At 63.2% G+C, this 21,263-nt stretch carries 19 protein-coding genes; 12 read left to right on the top strand and 7 right to left on the bottom strand.

Annotated features, from left to right (window positions below; translation table 11 throughout):
• Positions 1–1,948: 1,948 nt before the first annotated feature.
• The 10 genes from VGH54_RS19835 (at position 1,949) to VGH54_RS19790 (ending at position 12,811) form a co-directional block, all read left to right on the top strand.
• Positions 1,949–2,686 (top strand): ABC transporter permease, encoded by a 738-nt coding sequence (locus VGH54_RS19835; RefSeq protein ID WP_325687868.1) that lies wholly within the window; start codon positions 1,949–1,951, stop codon positions 2,684–2,686.
• A complete protein-coding gene (locus tag VGH54_RS19830) occupies positions 2,683–3,537 on the top strand; it encodes an ABC transporter permease (RefSeq protein WP_331513778.1) in 855 nt (284 codons plus the stop codon). The genes VGH54_RS19835 and VGH54_RS19830 overlap by 4 nt, the downstream gene beginning before the upstream one ends.
• 5 nt (positions 3,538–3,542) lie before the next feature.
• Positions 3,543–5,027 (top strand): MCE family protein, encoded by a 1,485-nt coding sequence (locus VGH54_RS19825; protein WP_331513777.1) that lies wholly within the window; start codon positions 3,543–3,545, stop codon positions 5,025–5,027.
• A 27-nt stretch (positions 5,028–5,054) separates the two neighbouring features.
• A complete protein-coding gene (locus tag VGH54_RS19820) occupies positions 5,055–6,083 on the top strand; it encodes an MCE family protein (protein ID WP_331513776.1) in 1,029 nt (342 codons plus the stop codon).
• The gene (locus VGH54_RS19815) at positions 6,080–7,477 is read left to right on the top strand and encodes an MCE family protein (protein ID WP_331513775.1); all 1,398 of its coding nucleotides are present in this window, start codon (positions 6,080–6,082) and stop codon (positions 7,475–7,477) included. The genes VGH54_RS19820 and VGH54_RS19815 overlap by 4 nt, the downstream gene beginning before the upstream one ends.
• Positions 7,474–8,811 carry a virulence factor Mce family protein gene (locus VGH54_RS19810; protein WP_331513774.1) on the top strand — a complete coding sequence of 446 codons (1,338 nt, stop codon included), beginning with the start codon at positions 7,474–7,476 and terminating at the stop codon, positions 8,809–8,811. Before VGH54_RS19815 ends, VGH54_RS19810 begins: the two co-directional genes overlap by 4 nt.
• Positions 8,808–9,968 carry a virulence factor Mce family protein gene (locus tag VGH54_RS19805; RefSeq protein ID WP_331513773.1) on the top strand — a complete coding sequence of 387 codons (1,161 nt, stop codon included), beginning with the start codon at positions 8,808–8,810 and terminating at the stop codon, positions 9,966–9,968. The genes VGH54_RS19810 and VGH54_RS19805 overlap by 4 nt, the downstream gene beginning before the upstream one ends.
• Before the next feature lies 1 nt (position 9,969).
• Positions 9,970–11,442 (top strand): MlaD family protein, encoded by a 1,473-nt coding sequence (locus VGH54_RS19800; RefSeq protein ID WP_331513781.1) that lies wholly within the window; start codon positions 9,970–9,972, stop codon positions 11,440–11,442.
• Entirely contained in the window at positions 11,406–12,074 is a 669-nt protein-coding gene (locus VGH54_RS19795; protein WP_331513772.1) for an Mce protein, read from the top strand. The genes VGH54_RS19800 and VGH54_RS19795 overlap by 37 nt, the downstream gene beginning before the upstream one ends.
• 62 nt (positions 12,075–12,136) lie before the next feature.
• Entirely contained in the window at positions 12,137–12,811 is a 675-nt protein-coding gene (locus VGH54_RS19790; RefSeq protein ID WP_331513771.1) for a hypothetical protein, read from the top strand.
• A gap of 585 nt (positions 12,812–13,396) precedes the next feature.
• Here the strand turns inward: VGH54_RS19790 and VGH54_RS19785 are convergent.
• From VGH54_RS19785 to VGH54_RS19770, 4 genes are all read right to left on the bottom strand, one after another.
• Positions 13,397–13,906: a MarR family transcriptional regulator gene (locus tag VGH54_RS19785; protein ID WP_331513770.1), complete on the bottom strand. Its 510-nt coding sequence runs from the start codon at positions 13,904–13,906 to the stop codon at positions 13,397–13,399.
• A 115-nt stretch (positions 13,907–14,021) separates the two neighbouring features.
• Positions 14,022–15,251 carry a CoA transferase gene (locus VGH54_RS19780; protein WP_331513769.1) on the bottom strand — a complete coding sequence of 410 codons (1,230 nt, stop codon included), beginning with the start codon at positions 15,249–15,251 and terminating at the stop codon, positions 14,022–14,024.
• 36 nt (positions 15,252–15,287) lie between these two features.
• The gene (locus VGH54_RS19775) at positions 15,288–16,070 is read right to left on the bottom strand and encodes a FadR/GntR family transcriptional regulator (protein ID WP_331513768.1); all 783 of its coding nucleotides are present in this window, start codon (positions 16,068–16,070) and stop codon (positions 15,288–15,290) included.
• Between the two features lie 77 nt (positions 16,071–16,147).
• Positions 16,148–17,143 carry an LLM class flavin-dependent oxidoreductase gene (locus tag VGH54_RS19770; protein ID WP_331513767.1) on the bottom strand — a complete coding sequence of 332 codons (996 nt, stop codon included), beginning with the start codon at positions 17,141–17,143 and terminating at the stop codon, positions 16,148–16,150.
• A 178-nt stretch (positions 17,144–17,321) separates the two neighbouring features.
• Here VGH54_RS19770 and VGH54_RS19765 point away from each other — a divergent pair, with 178 nt between their 5' ends.
• Both VGH54_RS19765 and VGH54_RS19760 read left to right on the top strand, forming a co-directional pair.
• Positions 17,322–18,335, top strand: coding sequence for a Rieske 2Fe-2S domain-containing protein (locus tag VGH54_RS19765; RefSeq protein WP_331513780.1), 1,014 nt, complete (start codon positions 17,322–17,324; stop codon positions 18,333–18,335).
• Positions 18,325–18,933 (top strand): TetR/AcrR family transcriptional regulator, encoded by a 609-nt coding sequence (locus VGH54_RS19760; protein ID WP_331513766.1) that lies wholly within the window; start codon positions 18,325–18,327, stop codon positions 18,931–18,933. Before VGH54_RS19765 ends, VGH54_RS19760 begins: the two co-directional genes overlap by 11 nt.
• Here VGH54_RS19760 and VGH54_RS19755 read toward each other — a convergent pair.
• From VGH54_RS19755 to VGH54_RS19745, 3 genes are all read right to left on the bottom strand, one after another.
• Positions 18,917–19,534: a cysteine hydrolase gene (locus VGH54_RS19755; protein WP_331513765.1), complete on the bottom strand. Its 618-nt coding sequence runs from the start codon at positions 19,532–19,534 to the stop codon at positions 18,917–18,919. The genes VGH54_RS19760 and VGH54_RS19755 overlap by 17 nt on opposite strands.
• Positions 19,534–20,646: a cytochrome P450 gene (locus VGH54_RS19750; protein WP_331513779.1), complete on the bottom strand. Its 1,113-nt coding sequence runs from the start codon at positions 20,644–20,646 to the stop codon at positions 19,534–19,536. The genes VGH54_RS19755 and VGH54_RS19750 overlap by 1 nt, the downstream gene beginning before the upstream one ends.
• 60 nt (positions 20,647–20,706) lie before the next feature.
• Positions 20,707–21,263: SDR family oxidoreductase (locus tag VGH54_RS19745; protein WP_331513764.1), on the bottom strand; the 557-nt coding region annotated here is incomplete at its 5' end.

Genomic DNA, 21,263 nt, shown 5'->3' with positions numbered 1-21,263 from the left:
TTGGAGACCAGGGCTGTGACACCTGCGGCTGCGTCACCCGCAGTGATCGTCGTCAGCGACCTGATCGGGACACACTTCACCGCATTCACCGTGGGGAGAGCCCTGCTGTTGATGGTCACCCTGGCGGTTCCTCCGGGAATTTCGCCCGGCGGTGCTGAAACGGTTGGCGATGAGCATGCCGCAGCTCCCGCGGCAACCAGAGCGGCTGTCGCGCTGAAGAACCGTCTTCGCATGAGCTCACCTCCGGCCAGGGCTGCCAAAGCATCCGCTAGAGAAAATGTAGCTGCCGCCTTGCCCGTCGGTGTCGAATCGCTCAATCAACAGCAGTGTCTTCCCGACGTTCGGTCTGCACTGTACGGATTCAACGAGGCCATCAGCAGGTTGCGCAGCAGGCCCTCGTCACCGCCGTCTTCGGGGCTGGCCGGTTCGGCAATGAGGCTGAAGTTGATCCGGACGACAGTCCCTTCTCCGCGTAGCAGGCATCTGCTGCCGCCAACAACCTTTCACGCGCCGCCTCGACCTCGTCGGAGGGCCAGCCAGCGCCCCACGACCGGAGGCGGTGTTCCTCCGACCGAGCGTCCACAAGAGCACACTATGACTTTCCTGGTATTACGGCGATCAAGGTGCGGTCGGCTCTTTGCTTCAAGCTCTGGCGCGCCGACCCGGAATGAGTTGGGGCTGCGTTCACGCCGCTGGCGTCGCATCTCCATCTTGTCGGCAATGGCTGCGCAGTAGGGTGCGACCCGCTGCCGACGAGCACCCACCTGGCGTCACCGGACTCGTCAGCAACGTGCTTAAACACGCTAATGACCTAATTCGATATATAGATAAATGTTTCGCTATTGTGAGTCGATCTGCGGACGCGCGTCATTCACGTGTTCTGCCTCCAACCGCGGTCGCCCTAAGTTTGAGACGGGGACCGGCTAGCGGTTGGCGGGGTGTAATTGGCTGGCCGCGTCGCGCCGGATGCTGAGGCCGTTGAGGGCAGTACACGCGCAGTTATCGGGCGGTACGAACCAGCAATCGTGCCCACGAATGCGGAGAGCGCATCCGTCATTGTGGCGAAAAGCGCTGGTCATGCCGTTTGTCGGCGTCGCCGCGATCGGACGGCTCCTGTACTCGTGCACGACGAAGGGCGTCGTGCCTTTCTCGCGGCGTACTACGCCGTTGTGGATGCGGCGGTCCTGGAGTATGTGATGCAGAGCGCGTCTCGCCGCCGGAAAATTCTCGATCTTGCTATTTCTCGTTGTCAGTTCGACGGGTGACCAAGTGCGGCTATATAGAGCTCCAAAATACGAACAACTGTATTCTTCGAGTGGTTGAAAAGACTCTCCCTATACATGGGCGGTAGAAAATGCTAGTGCAAAGTCAGATACATCGACTTTTCGCAATTATCGCATTCGGAACGCATCAAATTAATTAGATCCCAGCGAACGGTTCAGACCTACGATCTCGGCTTGATCCAACCGGAATCGACGCTCCAATCCAGCGGCGCCCCGAACGGTTCGAGGCCGGCAGTGCAAGCGCTGCGAGGCTGAACTTCAAGGTAGTTGACGTGCGGTGCGGTCCAGTCGGCGTTGCCCCGCTTGGACCATGGATGCCGGTCTGGTGCCAATGATTGCGACATTTGGATTAAACTTGTCGGAACCGCACAGCAAATCAGACACAGTTCAACAGACGTCTACTGATCCGGATTGTCAACAATAAAGAGATATGTGGTTGCTCTCGATGAAAGTCGTGGTACCGTCCCGCTGTGCCGTAGGCCACACTGCACTGGCGGCGGCGCCCATAATTAACCGCAACGGGGAGGATTCACCGCTCTAATGTCGGCCGAGGCTAGATACCAACGGGTGCGCTAGTGGTTGCGACGGAAGCACGACCTGCTCCGCCGGACACCAGTTCGCCGAAGGAGGACGACGAGCTAAAGCCGGAGACCTACACCAAGCCACTGCGCGAGGTCGGCAGCTTCTTCGCACTGTCGTTGGACATCTTGGTGCAGATGTTCCGTCCGCCCTGGGCCTGGCGTGAGTTCATCCATCAGAGCTGGTTTGTGGCTCGGGTGACGATCTTCCCGACGTTCATGGTTTCGATCCCGTTCAACGCGTTCGCCGTCTTCATCATCAACATTCTGCTGGTCGAGATCGGCGCCGCTGACCTGTCCGGTACCGGCGCCGCGCTGGCGTGTGTCGTGTACATCGGCCCGATATCGACGGTGTTAGTCGTCGCGGGTTGCGGCGCCACCGCAATGTGCGCCGAACTGGGGTCGCGCACCATCCGCGAAGAAATCGACGCGATGCGAGTGATGGGCATCGACCCGATCCAGCGCCTGCTGGTGCCGAGGGTGCTTGCGCTCATGGTCAACGGGTTGTTGCTCAACGCCATCAACACGATCGTGGGTCTGGTTACCAGCTACTTCTTCTCGGTCGGCTTCCAACACGTCAATCCCGGTTCCTACGCGGCCAGCTTGACGCTGCTGGTCGGAGTCACCGAGGTCCTCATAGCCTTCGTCAAGGCGACACTGTTCGGCGTGATCGCCGGCTTCATCGCCTGCTACAAGGGCGTCACCGTGGGTGGGGGCCCGCAAGGTGTCGGCAACGCGGTCAACGAAACGGTGGTCTACACGTTCATGGCGTTGTTCGTGATCAACGTGGTATTCACGGCAGTCACGACGAAGGCGACGATATGACCACCGCCCCCTCCGGGCGGCGGCTGCCGCGGCTGACGAACACTGCGCGCGGCCTTGTCGACGGCTGGAACCGGCTGGGAAGTCAGACCGCGTTCTACGTCAGGGCGCTGGGATTCACGTGGGAAGCCGTCGTCCGCTACAAGGTGGAGACGCTGCGCCTGATCGCCAACATGAGTCTGGGTGTTGGTGCACTGGCCGTCATCGGCGGCACCGTGGTAATCGTCACCACCTTGACGATGTCTGTCGGTGGGCTCGTCGCCATCCAGCTGTTCCGATCGTTGTCCGACGTCGGGGTGCAGGCCTTAAGCGGTTTCGCGTCGGCTTACATCAATACGCGTCTCGCGGCGCCGCTGGTCGCCTGTATCGGCCTGGCGGCCACCATCGGTGCCGGTGCCACGGCGCAGTTGGGCGCCATGCGGATCAACGAGGAGATCGACGCGCTCGAGGTAATGGGCATCCGGACAATCACCTATCTGGTCTCCACCCGGGTAGTCGCCGGCGTGGTCGTCACGGTTCCGCTGTGGTGCATGGCTTCGCTGGCCGGCTACATGGCCACCCGAACCCTGGTCATTTTTGCCTACGGGCAGGCTCCCGGCGTCTACGACCACTACTTCCACACCTACCTGCAGCCGACCGATCTGATCTGGTCGATGCTGCAAGTCATCGGGACCGCCACATCGATCATGCTGGTCCACACCTATTACGGGTTCAACGCCTCCGGCGGGCCGGCCGGGGTCGGTGAGGCGGTCGGTCGTGCGGTGCGCGCCTCACTGGTCGTGGCGGTGGCGGTGACGTTGGCGGTCGCGATGGCCGCCTACGGGGTGTCCGGCGACTTCAACCTGTCGGGATAACGACGATGAGAAGAAAGCAGCGTGAGGCCGGTCTGCACCCGGGACTGTGGACGGCGATTCTGCTCGCCGCCATCATCGGCGGGTTTGTGCTGACGCTCGGGGCGTTCAATCGAGACTTCAGGCCTTACGCCCGGGTGACCCTCACTTCGGACCGATCGGGCCTGGTGATGGAACCCGGCGCGAAGGTGAAGCTGCGTGGCGTCCAAGTCGGCCGGGTTGCTTCGATTCAGCCCGGCCAGCCGGTCAAGCTTCAGCTGGAACTCTATCCAGAGCAGCTGAAATACATCCCCGCCAACGTCGGCGCCGAGATCACCGCCACCACGGCATTCGGCGCCAAGTACGTCGACCTGCTCACACCCGCCGACCCGAGCACCAAGCGGCTGAGGGCTGGGGCAGTGGTGGCATCACGCAACGTGACCACCGAGGTCAACACGGTGTTCCAGAATCTGGTCGGCGTGCTCAACAAGGTCGATGTCGCCAAACTGAACGCGATCCTCACCGCGTTAGCCGACGGGTTACGCGGCAAGGGGGAGGCCATCGGCGAGGCGACCACCGACCTCAACCAAGTCCTGATGGCGATCAACCCCCGAAGCGAGACCATCCGGGCCGATTTCCGTGCGCTCAAGGGGTTCAGTGACACCTACGGCGTGGCCGCTCGTGACATCGTGACAGTGCTCGACTCCCTGAGCACGACAAGCACCACGATCAGCAGCAATGCCAAGCAGCTTGACTCGCTACTGCTTGACGTCACCGGACTGTCCCACAGCGGGGTCAACCTGCTCGGCCCGAACAAAGACAACCTGGTCCACGGCGTCAACCTGCTCGAGCCCACCACCCGCTTGCTGATGAAATACAACCCCGAACTCACTTGCTTGCTGGTCGGCGGAAAGAACGTCGTCGATTTCGGCTTCTTGGATGTTGCCGGTGGCCGCAACGGCTTTTCGGTGATCCTGGACGCCGGATTGCTACTGGGCGACGACACCTACCGATTCCCTGACAACCTGCCGATCAACGGCATCAAGGGTGGTCCCGGTGGCCAGCCCGGGTGTGGATCGTTGCCAGACGTTTCGAAGAACTTTCCGCAGCGCTACCTGGTCACCAACTCCGGGTGGGGTACCGGGATGGACGTGCGGCCGAACCCCGGTATCGGCTTCCCGGGTTATATCGACTATTTCCCCGTTACCCGCGGAACACCGCGACCGCCCAGCGTTCGCCACCCGGGAGGTCCGGCGCCCGGTCCGGTTCCTGGTACGGCCGGATACCAAGGCCCGGGACCCTACGGTGCGCCCGAGTACGCGCCGGACGGAACGCCGCTGTATCCCGGCCTGCCGCCGGCGCCTCCGCCAGGCAGGCCACGCGAACCCGGACCGCCGCCGTCGGGATCCGAACCGTTCGTGCCGACAGTGCCCGACGGACCGCCACCAACCTGCGGAATCGTCACCGGGCAATGCGTGCCAAGGCCACCGCCGCCGTATGCCCCAGCGCCGTGACGTCGTTAAGTCCTAGAGGAGGCAGAGATGCGAGAGAATTTGCGAGGCGCGCTGTGGCGCCTCGCCGTCTACGCGATCGTCTGCGTGATCGGCGCTTTCGGGCTGATCGCTGTCTTCGCCCAATTGCGTTTCCAGTCGGAGAAGACCTTCACGGCCCAGTTCTCGAATGTGTCGGGGCTGCAGGGCGGCAACTTCGTGCGGATCGCCGGCGTCGAGGTCGGCAAGGTCAAAAGCATTGCAGTGCAGCCCGACTCGACGGTGCTCGTCGAGTTCACCGCTGCCGACTCCGTAGTGCTCACCGAGGGTACTAGGGCCGCCATCCGGTTCGCCGACCTCATAGGCGGCCGGTATGTGGCGCTCGAGGAGGGAGCCGGGGGAGTCAAAAGACTTCACCCTGGAGCGACCATCCCGCTGAGCCGGACCGAGCCCGCGCTGGACTTGGATGCGTTGATTGGCGGTTTTCGGCCGCTGTTTCGCGCACTGGATCCAGACCAGGTGAACAAGCTGACCGGTCAATTGATCGCGGCCTTCCAGGGTCAGGGCGCCACGATCAGCTCGTTTCTCAGCCAGGCGGCGGCCCTGACCAACACCCTGGCCGACCGGGACCAACTGATCGGTCAAGTCGTGGTGAACCTGAATTCCGTGCTCGGTTCGCTCAGCGGCCAAAGCACCCAGCTCGCGAAGGCGGTCGACTCGCTCTCGGAACTCGTCGACGGTTTGAACGCCCGTAAGCAGGACATCAGCAACGGCGTGGCCTACGCGAACGCGGCTGCCGGTTCCATCGCCAGCCTGCTGGCGCAGGCACGCCCGCCGCTGAAGAAAGTGGTGCACGAGGTGGATCGAACGGCCGTCAACGTACTGGCCGATCACGATTACTTCGACAACTTTCTCAACACCTGGCCCGACGCAACTCAGATACTCAACAGGCAGGGCATGTACGGCGACTTCTTCAGCTTCTATTTCTGCGAAATCGTGGTGAAGGTCAATGGCAAGGGTGGCCAGCCGGTGTACGCCAAGCTGGCCGGCCAGCCCACGGGGCGGTGCACGCCCCGATGAAACCCTTCTCCGAGCGCAACCCGATTCGCATCGGCGTCATCGGCGTCGGCTTGATCCTCGCGCTGCTGTTTTTGTCGGTGAACTACGACAAGTTGCCGTTCTTCAGGAAGGGCGCCACCTACTCGGCATATTTCGCTGAAGCGGGCGGGCTGATGTCCGGCAACATCGTCCAAGTCTCAGGCTTCCGGGTCGGGCAGGTTTCCAGCGTCGAATTGGACGGGCCCCGGGTGCTCGTCAAGTTCGACGTCGCAGACAACATCCGCCTCGGAGACCGCACCGAGGCGGCAATCAAGTTGAAGTCTCTGCTCGGGACCAAGATCCTCGAGGTGACCCCGCGCGGGGACGGGAAACTGCGCGATCCGATACCCCTGGACCGGACGACACCGGCCTATCAACTGCCCGATGCGCTGGGTGACCTCACGACAACTATCAGCGGGCTGGACACCAATCGACTGTCGAAGTCGCTTGCCGTGTTGGCCGACACCTTCTCCAATACCCCGCCCGACCTGAAGGCCGCAGCCCAAGGGGTGGCACGGTTTTCGCAGACGCTGGACGAGCGCGACGCGCAGCTGCGAAACCTGTTGAGTAACGCCGACAAGGCAACCAAGGTGCTGTCTGAACGCAGCGACGAGATCGTCAACCTGGTCGCCAACACCAATTCGCTCTTGGTTCAACTCAAGAGTCAAAGTGCCGCGCTGGACCAGATCGCCAACAACCTCTCCGCGCTGGCCCAGCAGCTGAAAGGCTTCATCGCCGAGAACCGCGACACGTTGAAGCCGACGCTGGACAGGCTCAACGGCGTGTTGACGATCGTCGACAACCGCAAAGAACGCGTGCAAAAAGCAATTGTGGGTCTCAACAGGTACGCCTTGGGGCTGGGTGAATCGGTGGGGTCGGGGCCGTTCTTCAAGGCCTATGTCGTCAACCTGCTACCTGGGCAGTGGCTACAACCGTTCATCAATGCGGCCTTCTCCGACCTTGGCCTAGATCCGAATACGGCGGCGCCCTCGGAGCGTACTGACCCCCAGGTCGGCCAACCGGGGACGCCACCGCTACCGGTTCCGTACCCGCGCACCGGCCAGGGCGGACCACCACGGATGACCCTCCCCGATGCCATCACCGGCAACCAGAGCGATCATCAGTGCGGTGTGCCCGGCGTGGCGTTGCCTGGGCCTGGCTGTTACCCCTACCGGGAGCCACCGCCTGCGCCGCCACCCGGTGGTCCGCCACCAGGACCGCCCGCGTTGCCAGGTCCCGGCCAAGGACAATCCCTAACCCCGCCATCGGGTGTCGAGCAGCCGGCACCCGGGCAATTGCCGCAGACTCAATCGCCCGTGCTGAGCGGACCCGGCCCCATCGGGCCGCCCCCAGCCCCCGGTGGTGGTGGACGATGAAGTTCCTGAACGCGAGAATCGGTATAGCCATCGGCCTGGTGCTGCTGTTGATCGGAGGCATCGTCACGGTCGTGGGGACGGAGAGCGGCATCGGCCGCACCAATGTCGTCGGCTACTTCGCCAACAGCACCGGCATCTACAACGGGGACGACGTCGTCATTCTCGGCGTGCCTGTCGGCAAGGTGCAAAAGATCGAACCAGAGCCCGACCGGGTCAAGATCACCTTCTGGTACAACGACAAATACAAGGTGCCTGCCGACGCGAAAGCGGTGGTGCTGTCGCCGTCACTGGTAACGCCTCGATCCATTCAGTTGACGCCGGCCTACACGGCTGGACCGGCGTTGCGGTCCGACGCGGTAATCCCGCAGGAACGCACCGCGGTCCCCGTGGAGTGGGACGACTTCCGCCAGCAGCTCGAGAAGCTGACGCAGGTTCTCCAGCCCACCAAACCGGGCGGAGTCAGCACCTTGGGCGCGTTCGTCAACACCGCGGCCGACAACCTGCGCGGCCAGGGTCCAGATATCCGCGAGACCATCATCAAACTCTCGCAAGCGATTTCGGCGCTGGGCGATCACAGTAACGACCTGTTCAGCACCTTGAAAAACCTGTCGATCCTGGTCTCCGCGTTGCATGACAGCGGCGATCTGCTGCAACACCTCAACCAAAATCTGGCCTCGGTGACGAACCTGTTGGCCGACGACCCTAATGAGGTTGGAAACGCGGTTCGCAACCTCAACGACGTGGTCGGCGACGTCCAAAGCTTTGTGGCAGACAACGAAGAGTCGCTGGGTACCACCTCGGACAGATTGGCGTCGGTAACACAGGCAGTGAACGACAGTCTCGACGACGTCAAACAACTACTGCATGTCGCGCCGACGGCCTTTCAGAACTTCCTCAACATCTACCAGCCCGCCCAAGCAACGCTCAGTGGGGCGTTGGCGTTCAACAACTTTGCCAATCCGGTTCAGTTCCTCTGTTCGGCAGTGCAGGCTGCCGCCCGTCTGGGCGCCAAGGAGTCAGCGAAGCTGTGCGTGCAGTATCTGGCGCCGATCCTCAAGAACCGCCAGTACAACTTCCCGCCGTTGGGCGAGAATCTTTTCGTCGGAGCCTCAGCCCGTCCCAACGAGGTCACCTACAGCGAGGACTGGTTGCGACCCGACTACGTTCCTCCGCCGCCGCCCGCCTCCGCCCCGGTCAACCCGCCGCCTCCGGCAAATTCAGCACCGCCCGGCGCTTCGCCTCTGGCGGCGGAATCGCCAGGCGCCCAACCGGTGCCGACCAATCCATCCGATGGTCTGCGCGGGATGATGACGCCGCCCGGAGGTGGACATTGATTCCCTTGACGCACCGGATTCGCGTTGTCACCGGCCTGGTGGCGCTGCTGCTCGCAGCCGCGCTGTCCGGATGCGGTTTCCACGGCGCGAACTCGATCAAGTTGCCGGGCACCAAGGGCGGCGGCGAGGGCTCGTACACCGTCCAAGCGCAGATGCCCGATATTCAGAACCTCCAACAGAATTCCCGCGTCCGAGTCAACGACGTCACTGTCGGCACCGTGACCAACATCGAACTTCAGGGCTGGCACGCCCTGGTCACCATGTCGATCGACGGGGGCGTCGACCTCCCCGCCAATGCAACAGCGACGCTGGGTCAGACCAGCCTGCTGGGCTCGGTGCACGTGGAACTGGCGCCACCCGTAGGGACGTCACCGAAGGGCACGCTCAAACGAGGATCCTTGATTCCGTTGGCATCCGCCGGTGCTTACCCGTCCACCGAACGGACGCTGGCCGCGGTGTCGTTGCTGGTCAACGGCGGCGGCTTAGGCCAGATCCAGGACATCATCAAGGCGCTGAGCACCGGGTTCACCGGCCGCGAGCAGGATCTGAGAAGCCTTCTCGGACAACTCGATAAGTTCGTCAGTTACCTCGACGACCAAAAAGGCGACATCATCGCCGCGACCGAGAGTCTCAACAATTTCGTCGGTCAACTCGCTGACCAGAAGCCGGTAATCGATAAGGCGCTCAAAACGCTGCCGCTTGCGTTGAACGTGCTCAAAGACGAGCGGAACAATCTTGCCGACGCACTCGGCGAGCTGAGCCAATTCGGCTCGCTTGCCGCCGACTCGGTCAACAAGATCAAGTCAAACCTGGTCAAGGAGCTCAAGGACCTGGGTCCGGTCGTTCAATCACTGGCCGACGCGGGGCCGGCGTTGACTCGCTCGCTCGGATTCTTCGGAACCTTCCCGTTCCCCAAGGACACGCTCAGCAAATGGAACCGTGGCGACTACGCGAACTTGACCGCGGTCCTCGACCTCACGCTGAGCCGGCTCGACTCGGGATTCTTTACCGGCACCCGCTTTGAGTGCAATCTGACCGAGCTGGAGCTGCAGTGGGGGCGCACCATCGGCCAGATGCCCAGTCCGTGCATGAACGGCAGCCAGTACAACCCCGGCAATCCATTGGTCGTCCCCTACCACTTCAACCAGGGGCCGTGACATCGTGTTGACGAAGCGCACCAAAACCCAACTGGTGGTTTTCGCAATGGTCAGCTTGATCGCCGGCACCATCATGTTCTTCGCCTACATGCAGGTTCCGACCGTGTTTTTCGGAATAGATCGTTACTCGATCACGGTGCAGTTGCCCCAAGGCGGCGGCCTATACCCCGGCGGGAATGTCACCTACCGCGGAGTCGAAATCGGTCGGGTGCAGGCCGTGCGCCTCACCCAGACCGGCGCCGAGGCGGAGCTTCAGATGGACTCGGACGTCCACGTTCCCGCCAACCTCGACGCCCAGGTGCACAGTGTGTCGGCGGTGGGCGAGCAGTACGTCGAGTTGCTGCCACGCAGCGCGAAAGGGCCATCGCTGAAAGACGGTGACGTGATCCCCGTGGACCGCACGTATGTCCCACCGGACATCAACTCGCTTCTGGCGGCGACTAACCGCGGCCTGTCCGCGATTCCGCGGGACAATCTGAAAACGGTTGTCGACGAAGGGTATGTCGCCTTCGGCGGGCTCGGCCCAGAACTTTCCAGGCTGGTGAAAGGGACGACCGATCTGGCGATCGACGCCCGCAAGAACCTGGACGCGCTCACTGTTTTGATCGACCAGTCGAAGCCGGTGCTCGACAGCCAAACCGCGTCGTCGAGCTCGGTGCAGGCCTGGGCCGCCCACCTGGCGACCATTACGTCGCAGCTACGGAACAACGACTCCGCTCTGGGGGGCTTACTGCAGAAGGGCGGCCCAGCAGCCGACCAGGCCCGGCAGCTCATCGACCGCCTCAACCCCACGTTGCCGATTGTGCTGGCCAACCTGGTCAGTGTCGGCCAGGTGGGAGTCACCTACCGGGACAACCTGGAAGCCCTGCTGGTGGAGCTGCCGCAGGGCGCAGCCGACATCCAAGCGGTCGGCGTGGCCAACCGGAACACCAAGCAGGATTACCTCGGTGCCTACCTGAGCTTCAACCTGAACCTCGGCTGGCCGCCGGCATGCACCACCGGATTCCTGCCGCCCCAGCAGCAGCGGGACGCCAGCTACGAGGACTACCCAGAGCCTCCCAAAGGTGACTTCTACTGCCGGGTGCCACAAGACTCGATGCTCAACGTGCGTGGGGCGCACAACTATCCGTGCGAGACTCGGCCGGGCAAGCGTGCCCCGACCGTCAAAATGTGCGAGAGCGACCAAGCGTACGTTCCACTGAACGACGGGTGGAACTGGAAGGGTGATCCGAACGCGACATATACCGGGCAGGGTGTCCCGCAGTACAGGCCGGGCGAGGAGCCGCCAGGGCAGGCGCCACCTCCGCTGCCGCCCGGTCCGCCACCACCACCGATAGCAGCCTTTCAATACGATCCAGGCACCGGCATGTACGAGGGACCCGACGGCCATGTCTACTCTCGAGCCGAGCTGACCCCAGGTGCCGCAAAGGAGAAATCGTGGCAGAGCATGATGATGCCTCCCCCGAAGAAGTGAGCAAGCCGGACCGGGGTGAAGCAGTCACCGCCGAGGAGACGAACTTCGCTGCGCCGGAAGCCGAGACTGAGGACGTCGAGGATTACGACGGCGCAGTTGACGCCGGTGTTGACAATGATCCCAAAGGCGTTGCCGCGCGGGCAAGGACGATGTCGCCGGTACGACTGGCGACAGTGGTGGGTGTGGTCGCGGTCGTTGCGTCAACCTCGGTGGCCGGCTGGCTGGGGTATCGGGAGCATCAGGCCCGTCAGGCTCAACAGCAGAATGAGCTGTTGATTCGGGTGGGGCGCCAGGGCGCGCTGAACCTCACCACGATCGACTACCAGCACGCCGACTCCGACATACAACGCATTTTGGACTCGGCGACAGGCGCCTTTCACGACGACTTCGCCAAGCGTTCCAAACCTTTCATCGAAGTGCTCAAAAAGGCGCAGTCGAAGTCGGTGGGGACAGTCACCGAAGCGGGCCTCGAGTCGCAGTCGGGCGACGAGGCCCAAGTGATGGTGGCCGTATCCGTGGTCACCACGAATGCCGGTGAGCCCGAAGCGGAGCCACGGCACTGGCGAATGCGAGTCGCGGTGAAAAAGGTCGGCGACGAGGCAAAGGTCTCCAACGTCGCGTTCGTACAGTGAGGAAGCGGAGACTCGGCAACCGTCGTGTAGCCAGCCAACCAATCAGAGAGGGTGACACCCCCGTGCGGGTTGAAACCGAAACCGTGACCGGCCAGGACGCGGAAGCGGTCTCCGCGGAGACAACCGAGCAGTTGGCGACCGATATCGACGAGACCGAAGACGCTGAACGCGTTGCGGAATCGGAGGACGCATCCTCCGACGACGCTCACACCAAGGACGCCGAAGACGTTACGCCTCCTGCACGTTGGCGCCGGATCAAGTGGTCGCGGCTGTTGGCGTTTGGGGTGCTGCCGCTGCTGGCGGTGGTGATAGCAGCGGGTGCAGGGTTTCTGAAGTGGCAAGACGCGTGGGTCCGCGGATCCAAAGTCGCCGGCATCGAATCCGTTGCGGCCGCCAAAGATTCGACCATTGCGCTGCTGTCGTACCAGCCCGACACCGTCGACAAGGAGTTAAAAGCCGCCCGCGACCGCCTGACCGGCAGCTTCAAAGACTCTTACACGCAGCTGATCCAGGACGTGGTAATCCCGGGCGCGAAGAAACAGCACATCTCGGCGGTTGCCGTCGTGCCTGCTGCCGCTTCGGTATCGGCGACTCCAAATCACGCGGTCGCCCTGCTGTTCGTCGACCAGACTGTGGCCGTCGGCAATGACGCGCCCACCGGGACGTCGTCCATCGTGCGGGTGACGCTGGACAAAACCGGTGGCCGGTGGCTGATCTCGGCGTTCGATCCGATCTAGAGCGTCACAGGGTGATTTGCGTTGGGCCGAAATCCTGGCAGAGCGTATACGGCGGCACAAAGGTGCTGGCGCACCCTTGGCCTCTCAAGACGTAGGTCGCGCCGGGCTGATAGGGATAACGCACCTCCGCCGGGTCCTGACCGTTCTTCGATGCACATTCACCCTGCGTGCCGCTGCCGACGACGGACAAGCACACCACCGACAAGTTGGGGGTGGCATGGATTGTGCACGGTCCGGGCCGCATAGTGGCTGACACCAGGCTCAATCCCGAAATTTGAACGACTTTCGGCTGCGAGAGGACAAAGGTGCATTGACCGGTCCCGTCGTCGTCCGACGGCGACGCATGTGCGATGCCAGCAGGGCAGGCGGCTGTGAATGTGATCAGTAAACCGGCCGACAACGCCGCCAGTGACCTCGGGACTATCCCTGAATGGTATTGCCCGACCGCGCTTTTCGGGCCGGGCTGAGTCGATAGGCACGAGGACATTTATCTCAACCTCCACTGATCGGCGCTCGCCGTCGATGAAATTTGTGAAGCGAGGCTGATTCGCGGCTCAGGCAACACGTTTCGCACGACACTCCGCCTTAGGTGTTGCCCTGGCTCGCGAGGCGCTCCAGTGGTGGCAATGCCTCATTGAGGCTTGCACGATCCTCTGGACTCAGCGTCGTCAGCATCGCTGCTAACTGCGTATGCCTCGTCGCCAGAGCATTTTGCCGCATCGCATGGCCGTGCGGGGTGATCCCTACGACGACTGCCCGCAAATCGGTGGGATCGTGGGAGCGGTCGACGAGTCCTAATTTCTCCAGTCGACGGATCGCCACGGTAACCGTAGGGGTGCGGACCCGTAGGTGGGCCGCCAACGCAGTCATCCGCATGGAGCCGCATTCCTGCAGGGCCATCAGAATCGACAATTGCGCCAGCGTGAGATCTCCGGGGAGGACGCCGCCCGGATCGCGACGGCCCAACACCTGGAACACTTCAGACAAAACCTTGTGCAGTTCTGCCGCGAGCGCATTGGCTCGCTCGTCAGCTTGCGCAGTTTGCTGACCGCGAGTGGAGCTCGTCGGAACCGAGACTGCGGTTTGTAACGCCATTACTTCCGCAGACCCGTACTGGCGGACGGTATTGATGCTGACATGCGGGAATACTATCCGGTATATAGTTTGATGTCTTCAGAAGCGGCGACAGTTCGCCAGTATGTAGCTGTTCTCACGTGATAGCGCCGGCGATCTTGAGTTCGATAAGACGGTCGTCGTCGATACCTAGCTCGCGCAGCACCCCGTCGGTGTGCTCGGCGAACTGTGGCGCTCTCACCAGGCTTGCCGGATCGTCGTCGAACTTCACCGGACTCGCCACGAGTTTCTGCGGATGACCCTCGGCATCAACGATTTCGGCGATGCGACCGTTGGCGGTCAATGCTTCGTCATTGGCTATTTCCCAGGCGTCCTGTACCGGGGCCCATTGCCCTCTGCCCTTGCGTAACAGGTCTTGACACTCGGCGAACGTCAAATTGCCGATCGCGTCCTCGACGATATGTTGAGCAGTGTCGCTGTGCTCGGCCATCGCCTCGATCGTCGTGAACCGAGGATCGTCGGCGACATCAAGCAGACCCATCAACCGACAGAACTCCGGCCAGTAGCGCGTCGGCTGCAACATCGACAACTGGATGAACCTTGCGTCCGAAGTGCGGTAGGCGCCGGTCAGCGGGTTGCCCGGAGCCTGAGTTCGGCGCTCTACCTTGGGTAGTGGGCCGCCCATCAGCATGGCCATGTTCACGCTGAACTGGGTTGCCCAGGCGCCGACGGAAAGTAGCGAGACGTCGAGTACCGACGGTTCCCCGGTGGCCTGTCTGCCGTAGAGCGCTGCCGCCACACCTCCGGCAATAGTGATCCCACCGATGTTGTCGCCGTAAGCCCCGGCGGGCATGAACGGAGTGTGTTCGGCATCGCGCGATGTGAGGCCGTCCGCGCTGCCACCGCGGGCCCAGAACGCCGTCGCGTCGTAGGCCCCGGCATCGCGGTCAGGCCCGTCGGAGCCGAAGCCATTGCCGATGACGTAGATGATGTCGGGGTTGACCCGGCGGACGTCGTCGACGTCGATGGACAGCTTCGTCCGCGACGACGGCAGGTAGTTCGTGAGGAACACGTCGCTTCGCCTGATCAGTTCGTCGAGCAGGGGACGCGCCTCGGAATTATCGAGTGCCAGCCCGACACTGCGCTTTCCGCGGTTAGGCGCCTCCATGATCGGGGCGAACGACGATCCCGGTACCGTCGCCGCGGCACCCAACACCTTGACCAGCCCACGCTGGGCATCGCCGGTGACAGGATGTTCGATCTTCACGACGTCGGCGCCCCAATCGGCGAGCACCGCGCCTGCCGAGGGAACGAAGGTGAATTGGGCGACTTCCAGCACGCGAACTCCGTTGAGCGGCTTGCGCATTAGACTTCCTTCAAGTGGGGTGGGCGCCGAGCCCACTCAATGCATGATGTCTCGGACCTTCGTCTTCTCGTAGCCCTTGAGCAGAGCCGCGTTGGCGTTCTCCATGTGTCGCCGCCAATGCGCCTCGGCCTCAGCGCCCTCGCGGGCAGATACTAAATCGGCGAGCCGCGCGTAAGACCGGATCAGCTTGGCGTACTGCGCCTTGGGCACGACGTTCTGGACGCTGAGAAATGCTGCGGTCATATGCTTTTCGAAGATCTCGTGCAGCATGCCGACGATCACGGTCAGCGTCGCGTTGCCCGACAGCTCTACCAGCCTGCGGTGCAGTCCCGTCGACGCCGCGGCCAACTTGCCGGTCTCCCATGCGGCGGGGATCTCATCGATGAGGTCGCGTAACTCTTGGTGCGCCGCCACGGTGCCATCTTCCGCGAGTAGCCTGGCTGCATACGGCTCGATCCCCATCCGTGCGGTCGTCACGTCGGCGAGCGTAGTTCCCGCCAGTGCGAGCAGGAACCCAGCCGGTCGCGCGACGATCTCGGGGCCCGGGACTCGGACCCGGGCGCCGGTGCGTGAGCCGCGTCGCACCTCCACGAGTCGGTCGGACTCCAAGACTCGCACCGCTTCTCGCAGCGATGGCCGGCTGACCTGGAAGTGATCCATGAGTTCGGCTTCGTAGGGCAGGAAGTCGCCATCTTTAAGCTGTCCCTCGACGATCATCCGCCGTAACGTGTCCGCCACGATTTCGGCCGTTTTGGGTGACCGCACCGCGCCGTTGTTCTCTGACACGGTCATCGGCGCAAGGGGTTCCCGTTTGGGCATCGCGACCTCCTGAAACTCGACATATACTACTCAGTACACCATGTAAGGCATCGATCTGGGTTACCCGCGGCGTTGCTTCAGTGCAGCTGCGATAGGACCCGCGTCGCGGCGGCGCCGTAGCCGGCGCGTCGTCGGCGTCCGACCAGGAAGCTCGGCGGTGACGCAAACGCCACGTCGGGCAGTCGTTTGCGAGTGGCAAGCATGTCGCGCGCCTGTGCGTCGTCGCCACAGACCGCGATCGACCAGAGCATATCGTCTGTGACGTGGTCGGCGATCGTTTCCGGCTGGCCGCTGCGGAACGCCGAACGGATTTGGGCGACCTCGTCTGTCCAGCCGTGCAGTTCGACAAGTGAGTCGTAGGTCTTCACGGTGAAATAAAAGGCGATCTGAAGCCGTGCGTCTCGGATCGCCCGAGCCGGGTCGTCGTTGTCGATCGCGGTGATCAGCCAACCCCAGCGTTTTAGCTCGGCGGGGTCGCGTCCGCGTGATTCGGCGCCGCGGGCCAGCTCGGGCTCGACGAGTTCGGTCCACCACCGATCGGTGAAGATGCCGTGTCCTAGCACCCCATCGGCAGTCCGACCCACCGTCCGCACCATGATCTTGTTGAACGCTCCGATCAGGATGGGTACGTCCAACCGGCCGAGTACGGGCGCCCGGATATCGGCGTCGATCGTGTAGAACCGGCCCTCGTATTGAACGCGTTCGCCGTTCTCGGCGTTCAGGAACGCCCTGATCGCCTCGATCAATTCGGCCATCCGGGGGGCGGGGTGGGTGGCGTCGACACCGAACCAGTTCTTGTTCATCCGCGAGGTCCCCGACCCAAGGCCCAGAAAAACCCTGCCCGGCGCGAGTGTGGACAGATGTCGGACCGCCGCGGCGTGCACGAACGGGGACCGGGCGAACGCATACGCGATCCCGGGGCCGATTGTCGCCCGCGACGTACCGAGGGCCATCTCCGTCGCTGTTATATAGGCGTTGAGGTCGGCGAACTCACCGGCGCAGAACGCCTGCGCCCCGGCAGCCTCGGCCTGCGTCGCCAGCGCAGGCCCCGGCCAAGGCAGGCCCCAGTCCATGTGCCCTCACATCCGTCGGCGGTACATCACTAACCTAGTAAGACAAGTGATTGTACGTCCAGAACGGCCATCGCGGGCAGTTCTCCGATCGCGCACTATTTTCGACAAAAGTGTCAAAAATGACTAGCCTCGGATATTGCTGCTGCCAGGTGCCGTAGGTAGAAGGGACGTCCCGATGATGCAAGCCCTGCCGAGCATGCTGCCTACCGGATGGTTCCAGGTGGCTTGGAGCGCCGACCTTGCTGTCGCGGACGTTGTCCCGTTGCACTACTTCGACCGGGATCTGGTCGCCTTCCGGCAACTCGACGGGGCGGTCAAGGTGCTGGACGCGCATTGCCAGCATCTTGGTGCGAGCCTGGCCCATGGCGGCTGCGTAGTCGAGGACGGCATTCAGTGCCCGTTTCACGGCTGGGTGTGGAACGGAGTTGGCCGCAACGTCCACATTCCATATCAGGATCGGCCCAACAAAGCCCGACGAGTGCGTTCCTATCCGGTCGCCGAACTCAACGACTCAATCCTGATCTGGCATGACAGCGCCGGCAGGGAACCACTGTGGCAAGCGCCCGACGCCTTCGCGGTGCTCGGCGATCACGTCCGTTCGCGGCAATTCCACCCGTTTGGTGCCGACTGCCGAACGCGGCATGAGCGGGTGAAGGTGCACCCCCAGGTGATCGCCGAGAACGCCGTCGATCCCCACCACTTCCAGTTCGTGCATCGCACCCCGATCAGTCCGGTGGTGTTGCGCGAGAGCACCGATAGCTCGACCTGGTCGGCCAAGGTCGGCTTCGGCCGGCGATGGAGCGACGGCGTTGACCGCGAGGGCGACACGATGAACACGATCGAGATCTATTGGTCAGGCGTCGGTCTCAGCTACAACGGCGAACACGTCCGCGACGGAATCCGAGTCATCTCGATCTGCGCGACACCGGTAGACGACACTAGGTCCGACATCTTCGCCGGCTACTGGATCAGTGCGGAAGAATCTGAAGGCCCTGGTGATTTCGAATCGCGTCTGGCAACCGCGAAACTCGCCCTGCCCGACGACATCCGGATCTGGGAGCACCAGAAGTACCTTGAACCGCCGGGCCTGGCGACCTCGGAGGGCGCGGGCTTTCGCGCGCTGCGTCGGTGGGCGAGCGGGTTCTATCCCGAACCGCAGGCCGCGGCCGAACCAGTCACGCATGGTGTCTGACGGCTCGCCCAGGGCGACGCGGAAGTCCGACCGAACCCGAGAGTCGATTCTCGACGCCGCGCGAACCGCGTTCGCGGGCAAGGGTTTCTCGGGCGTCACCATCAGGGACATCACCGACCTCGCACCGGTCACCCGGGCGAACTTCTACTATTACTTCTCTGACAAGACCGAGCTCTTCATTGAGCTCGGCACTGATACCTACCGCGAGGCGCTCGCGGTTGTCGAAGGCCTCATCGAGCAGGGCAGCCCGCCCAACAGAGACAATATCGAGGCCTGGGTTGCCGCCTATTTCGACTACCTCGACCGCAACGGCGCGTTCGTCATCCGCTCCACGGAGGACATGCCTCCGGATCGTCAATTCCGCGCCGCGGTGACCCGTTCACACCGTCGAACCGCCGCCGCGCTCGGTGAGGGCATCGCGAAGCTAGCGCCAACACCGCCGGACATCGACCCGGTGGCGACCGGGCTCGTGGTCATGGCGATGCTCGAGCGCTCATGGCTGATGGTTCAGCACAACGAGATCCCGTCGGCGACACGTCGAGCGGTCCTCATGGCGGTCGCCGAGATGCTGTGGCGAATGGTTAACGGTCAGACGTGACCGGCGTCCATTCGCCGATGAGCTGATCGACCGTGGTCAACCGACCCAGGACGGCAATAGTGTTGTCCAGCACTTGTTCTGCATAGTCCTTGGGGGTTCCGCCGACGGCGTCGCGTGGGACGACGAGATCGAAACCGGCCTGTGTGACGTGTCCGGCAGTATGGGTGATCGCCAGGTTCAGCGAAACCCCGGCAAGGACGACGGTGCTCACGCCGAATCCCTTGAGTACGGGCAGTAATTCGGAGTCGAGCGTGGGGAAAAGACCGTGATGGCGCGGTAACACCAGGTCAGTAGGTGCCAGCAGCTCGGGAAGTACTGCGGTGGACGCGGTTCCGGGAGCCCAGTGTGCGGTTGCCGGACCCAGTACGCGCCACAGGCGCGCCGTCCCGGTCGGCCGGCCGCCAAGGTTCCCCTCGTAGGTCGAATGCACCACTCGCACGCCGAACTGGCGGGCGGATTCGAGAAGCCGGGCCACGCTGGAGACGAGTTCAGAGCTGTCGGCAGCCAGGGCGGGCAAGACGGACTCGGGGCCCAGTACGCCGTTCTGGCATTCCACACAGACAACGGCCGTGGTGTCGGGGTTCCATGGTGTCGGAGCCATCAGCCGAGCTTCAGTGGTACGCGCTCGAGTGAAAAGGTGCTCGCGGGGAACACGATCTGCGGATCCTCACCGACTTTCACCGAAAACTCGGGAATGCGCCGGAGCCATTCGTCCACGATCAACCTCAGCTCGAGGCGGGCCAGGTGCGACCCCAGGCAGCGGTGTGGCCCGCCACCGAAGCCCCAGTGCCGGTGCACCTTTCCGTCCATCACCACGTCGTTCGTCGAGATCTCGTCGCTGTCGTCACGATTGATCGCAGCGACACACAACCGCACCATGGTGTCGGCGGGCAGCGTGACGTCGCCGATGGTGACCTCGGTGGTGGTCACGCGGGGCAGCATCGGCGCCGGGGGCTCCAGCCGGACGATCTCCTCGACGAACACATCGATCTGGTCGGGATCTTCGCGCAGCGCGGCCCTTAGCTCCGGGTTGCGGGCGAGCTCGAGCAGTGCGGAACTCATCGCCGCGGTGACGGTGTCCAGTCCGGCCAGGACGAAGAGGAAGCTCAGGCCCATGATTTCAGCGTCGTCGAGCGGCTCCTCGCCATTGAGCAACTGCGACAAGATGTCCGGCCCGGGGTCGGACCGCCGTGCGTTGATCGCCTCGGTGAGGTAGGCGACCAATTCGAGTGCCGGTGTCAGGTCGGCGTCCTCCAGTGACGGCGCTTCCGAGATCGCGATGACCGAGGTTTTCCACGCGACGAGCTTGTCGCGATCCTCCAGGGGCAGCCCGAACAAGGTCAGGAACACCTGTGAGGGGTAGGGGATCGCAACGTCGGCCACGACTTCGCACTCGCCTTGCGCGGCTACCTGCTCGATGATCTCGATCGCTTGCTGCTGCAGCGAGGGCAGCATCTCTTTCAAGGTGTGCGGGCTGAAGAAGGGCTGCAGGATCTTGCGGAACCGGGTGTGCTCTGGCGGATCGAACGAGATGGGCACCAGGGGCAGCGGGCTGCCGAGAACGTCGAAAGCCTTCTTCGACGAGAACAATTCGGGGTCGCGCAGTGCGGCCAGCACGTCTTCGCGATGGGTCAAATAGTAGATTCCGTCGACGGACACCACCCGCCCCGCATCACGCAGGACCTTCCATCCCACCCCGCGGTCGGCCGCCATCGGCAGACTGGCGAAGGAGAGTTCAGGTGCGCCAAGGGTTTCCACGTGTGCTCCTAGGGGTTAGAACGCCGATCGGTGCAGGCCGCCGTCGACTTCGATCCAACTACCGGTGAGGTAGCCGGCATGTTCTGAGCAGAGATAGGTGATGAGCGAGGCGATTTCGGGAGGTCTGCCCATCCGCGCCGCGGGGACGCGGGCCTCGGTGAGCATGAAGTCCCGTCGCTCCTGATCGGTACTCGCGCCGAGGTGCTGCTCCAGGTAGGCCAGTGCGTTCTGGGTCTCTATCCAGCCGGGCGCGACGGTGTTGACCGTGATGCCGTGCTGGGCGTACTCGTCGGAGACGGTCTTGAGCAGCCCGATCGTCGACGGCCGACTGGTGTTGGCCACCGCGTGGTGGATATTGCCGGCCGGCTCTTTGGCGGTGGCTGAACCGATGTGCACGAATCGGCCCCAGCCGGCGTCCGTCATCGCCGGAAGTACCGCCCGCAGCAGCAGGATCTGGCTCATCGTGTGCAGTTCGAAGGACTCCCGGTAGACGTTCAGGTCGGTGATGTCGGCGAAATCGCCTGGGCGTTGATACTTCGCCTGACCGATCACGATCAGCGGCGGACCGTGCT

This window comes from Mycobacterium sp. (genome assembly GCF_036488105.1).
GTDB lineage: Bacteria > Actinomycetota > Actinomycetes > Mycobacteriales > Mycobacteriaceae > Mycobacterium.
The sequence above is the reverse complement of the archived record's forward strand: the minus strand, read 5'-3'. Positions and strand labels throughout refer to the sequence as shown.

Bases quoted from the DNA above. Each gene is read 5' to 3' on its own strand.
- VGH54_RS19830 (WP_331513778.1), top strand. From the start codon at position 2,683: ATGACCACCGCCCCCTCCGGGCGGCGGCTGCCGCGGCTGACGAACACT.
- VGH54_RS19825 (WP_331513777.1), top strand. From the start codon at position 3,543: ATGAGAAGAAAGCAGCGTGAGGCCGGTCTGCACCCGGGACTGTGGACG.
- VGH54_RS19820 (WP_331513776.1), top strand. From the start codon at position 5,055: ATGCGAGAGAATTTGCGAGGCGCGCTGTGGCGCCTCGCCGTCTACGCG.
- VGH54_RS19815 (WP_331513775.1), top strand. From the start codon at position 6,080: ATGAAACCCTTCTCCGAGCGCAACCCGATTCGCATCGGCGTCATCGGC.
- VGH54_RS19810 (WP_331513774.1), top strand. From the start codon at position 7,474: ATGAAGTTCCTGAACGCGAGAATCGGTATAGCCATCGGCCTGGTGCTG.
- VGH54_RS19785 (WP_331513770.1), bottom strand. From the start codon at position 13,906: ATGGCGTTACAAACCGCAGTCTCGGTTCCGACGAGCTCCACTCGCGGT.
- VGH54_RS19780 (WP_331513769.1), bottom strand. From the start codon at position 15,251: ATGCGCAAGCCGCTCAACGGAGTTCGCGTGCTGGAAGTCGCCCAATTC.
- VGH54_RS19775 (WP_331513768.1), bottom strand. From the start codon at position 16,070: ATGCCCAAACGGGAACCCCTTGCGCCGATGACCGTGTCAGAGAACAAC.
- VGH54_RS19770 (WP_331513767.1), bottom strand. From the start codon at position 17,143: ATGGACTGGGGCCTGCCTTGGCCGGGGCCTGCGCTGGCGACGCAGGCC.
- VGH54_RS19765 (WP_331513780.1), top strand. From the start codon at position 17,322: ATGCAAGCCCTGCCGAGCATGCTGCCTACCGGATGGTTCCAGGTGGCT.
- VGH54_RS19760 (WP_331513766.1), top strand. From the start codon at position 18,325: ATGGTGTCTGACGGCTCGCCCAGGGCGACGCGGAAGTCCGACCGAACC.
- VGH54_RS19755 (WP_331513765.1), bottom strand. From the start codon at position 19,534: ATGGCTCCGACACCATGGAACCCCGACACCACGGCCGTTGTCTGTGTG.
- VGH54_RS19750 (WP_331513779.1), bottom strand. From the start codon at position 20,646: ATGGCGGCCGACCGCGGGGTGGGATGGAAGGTCCTGCGTGATGCGGGG.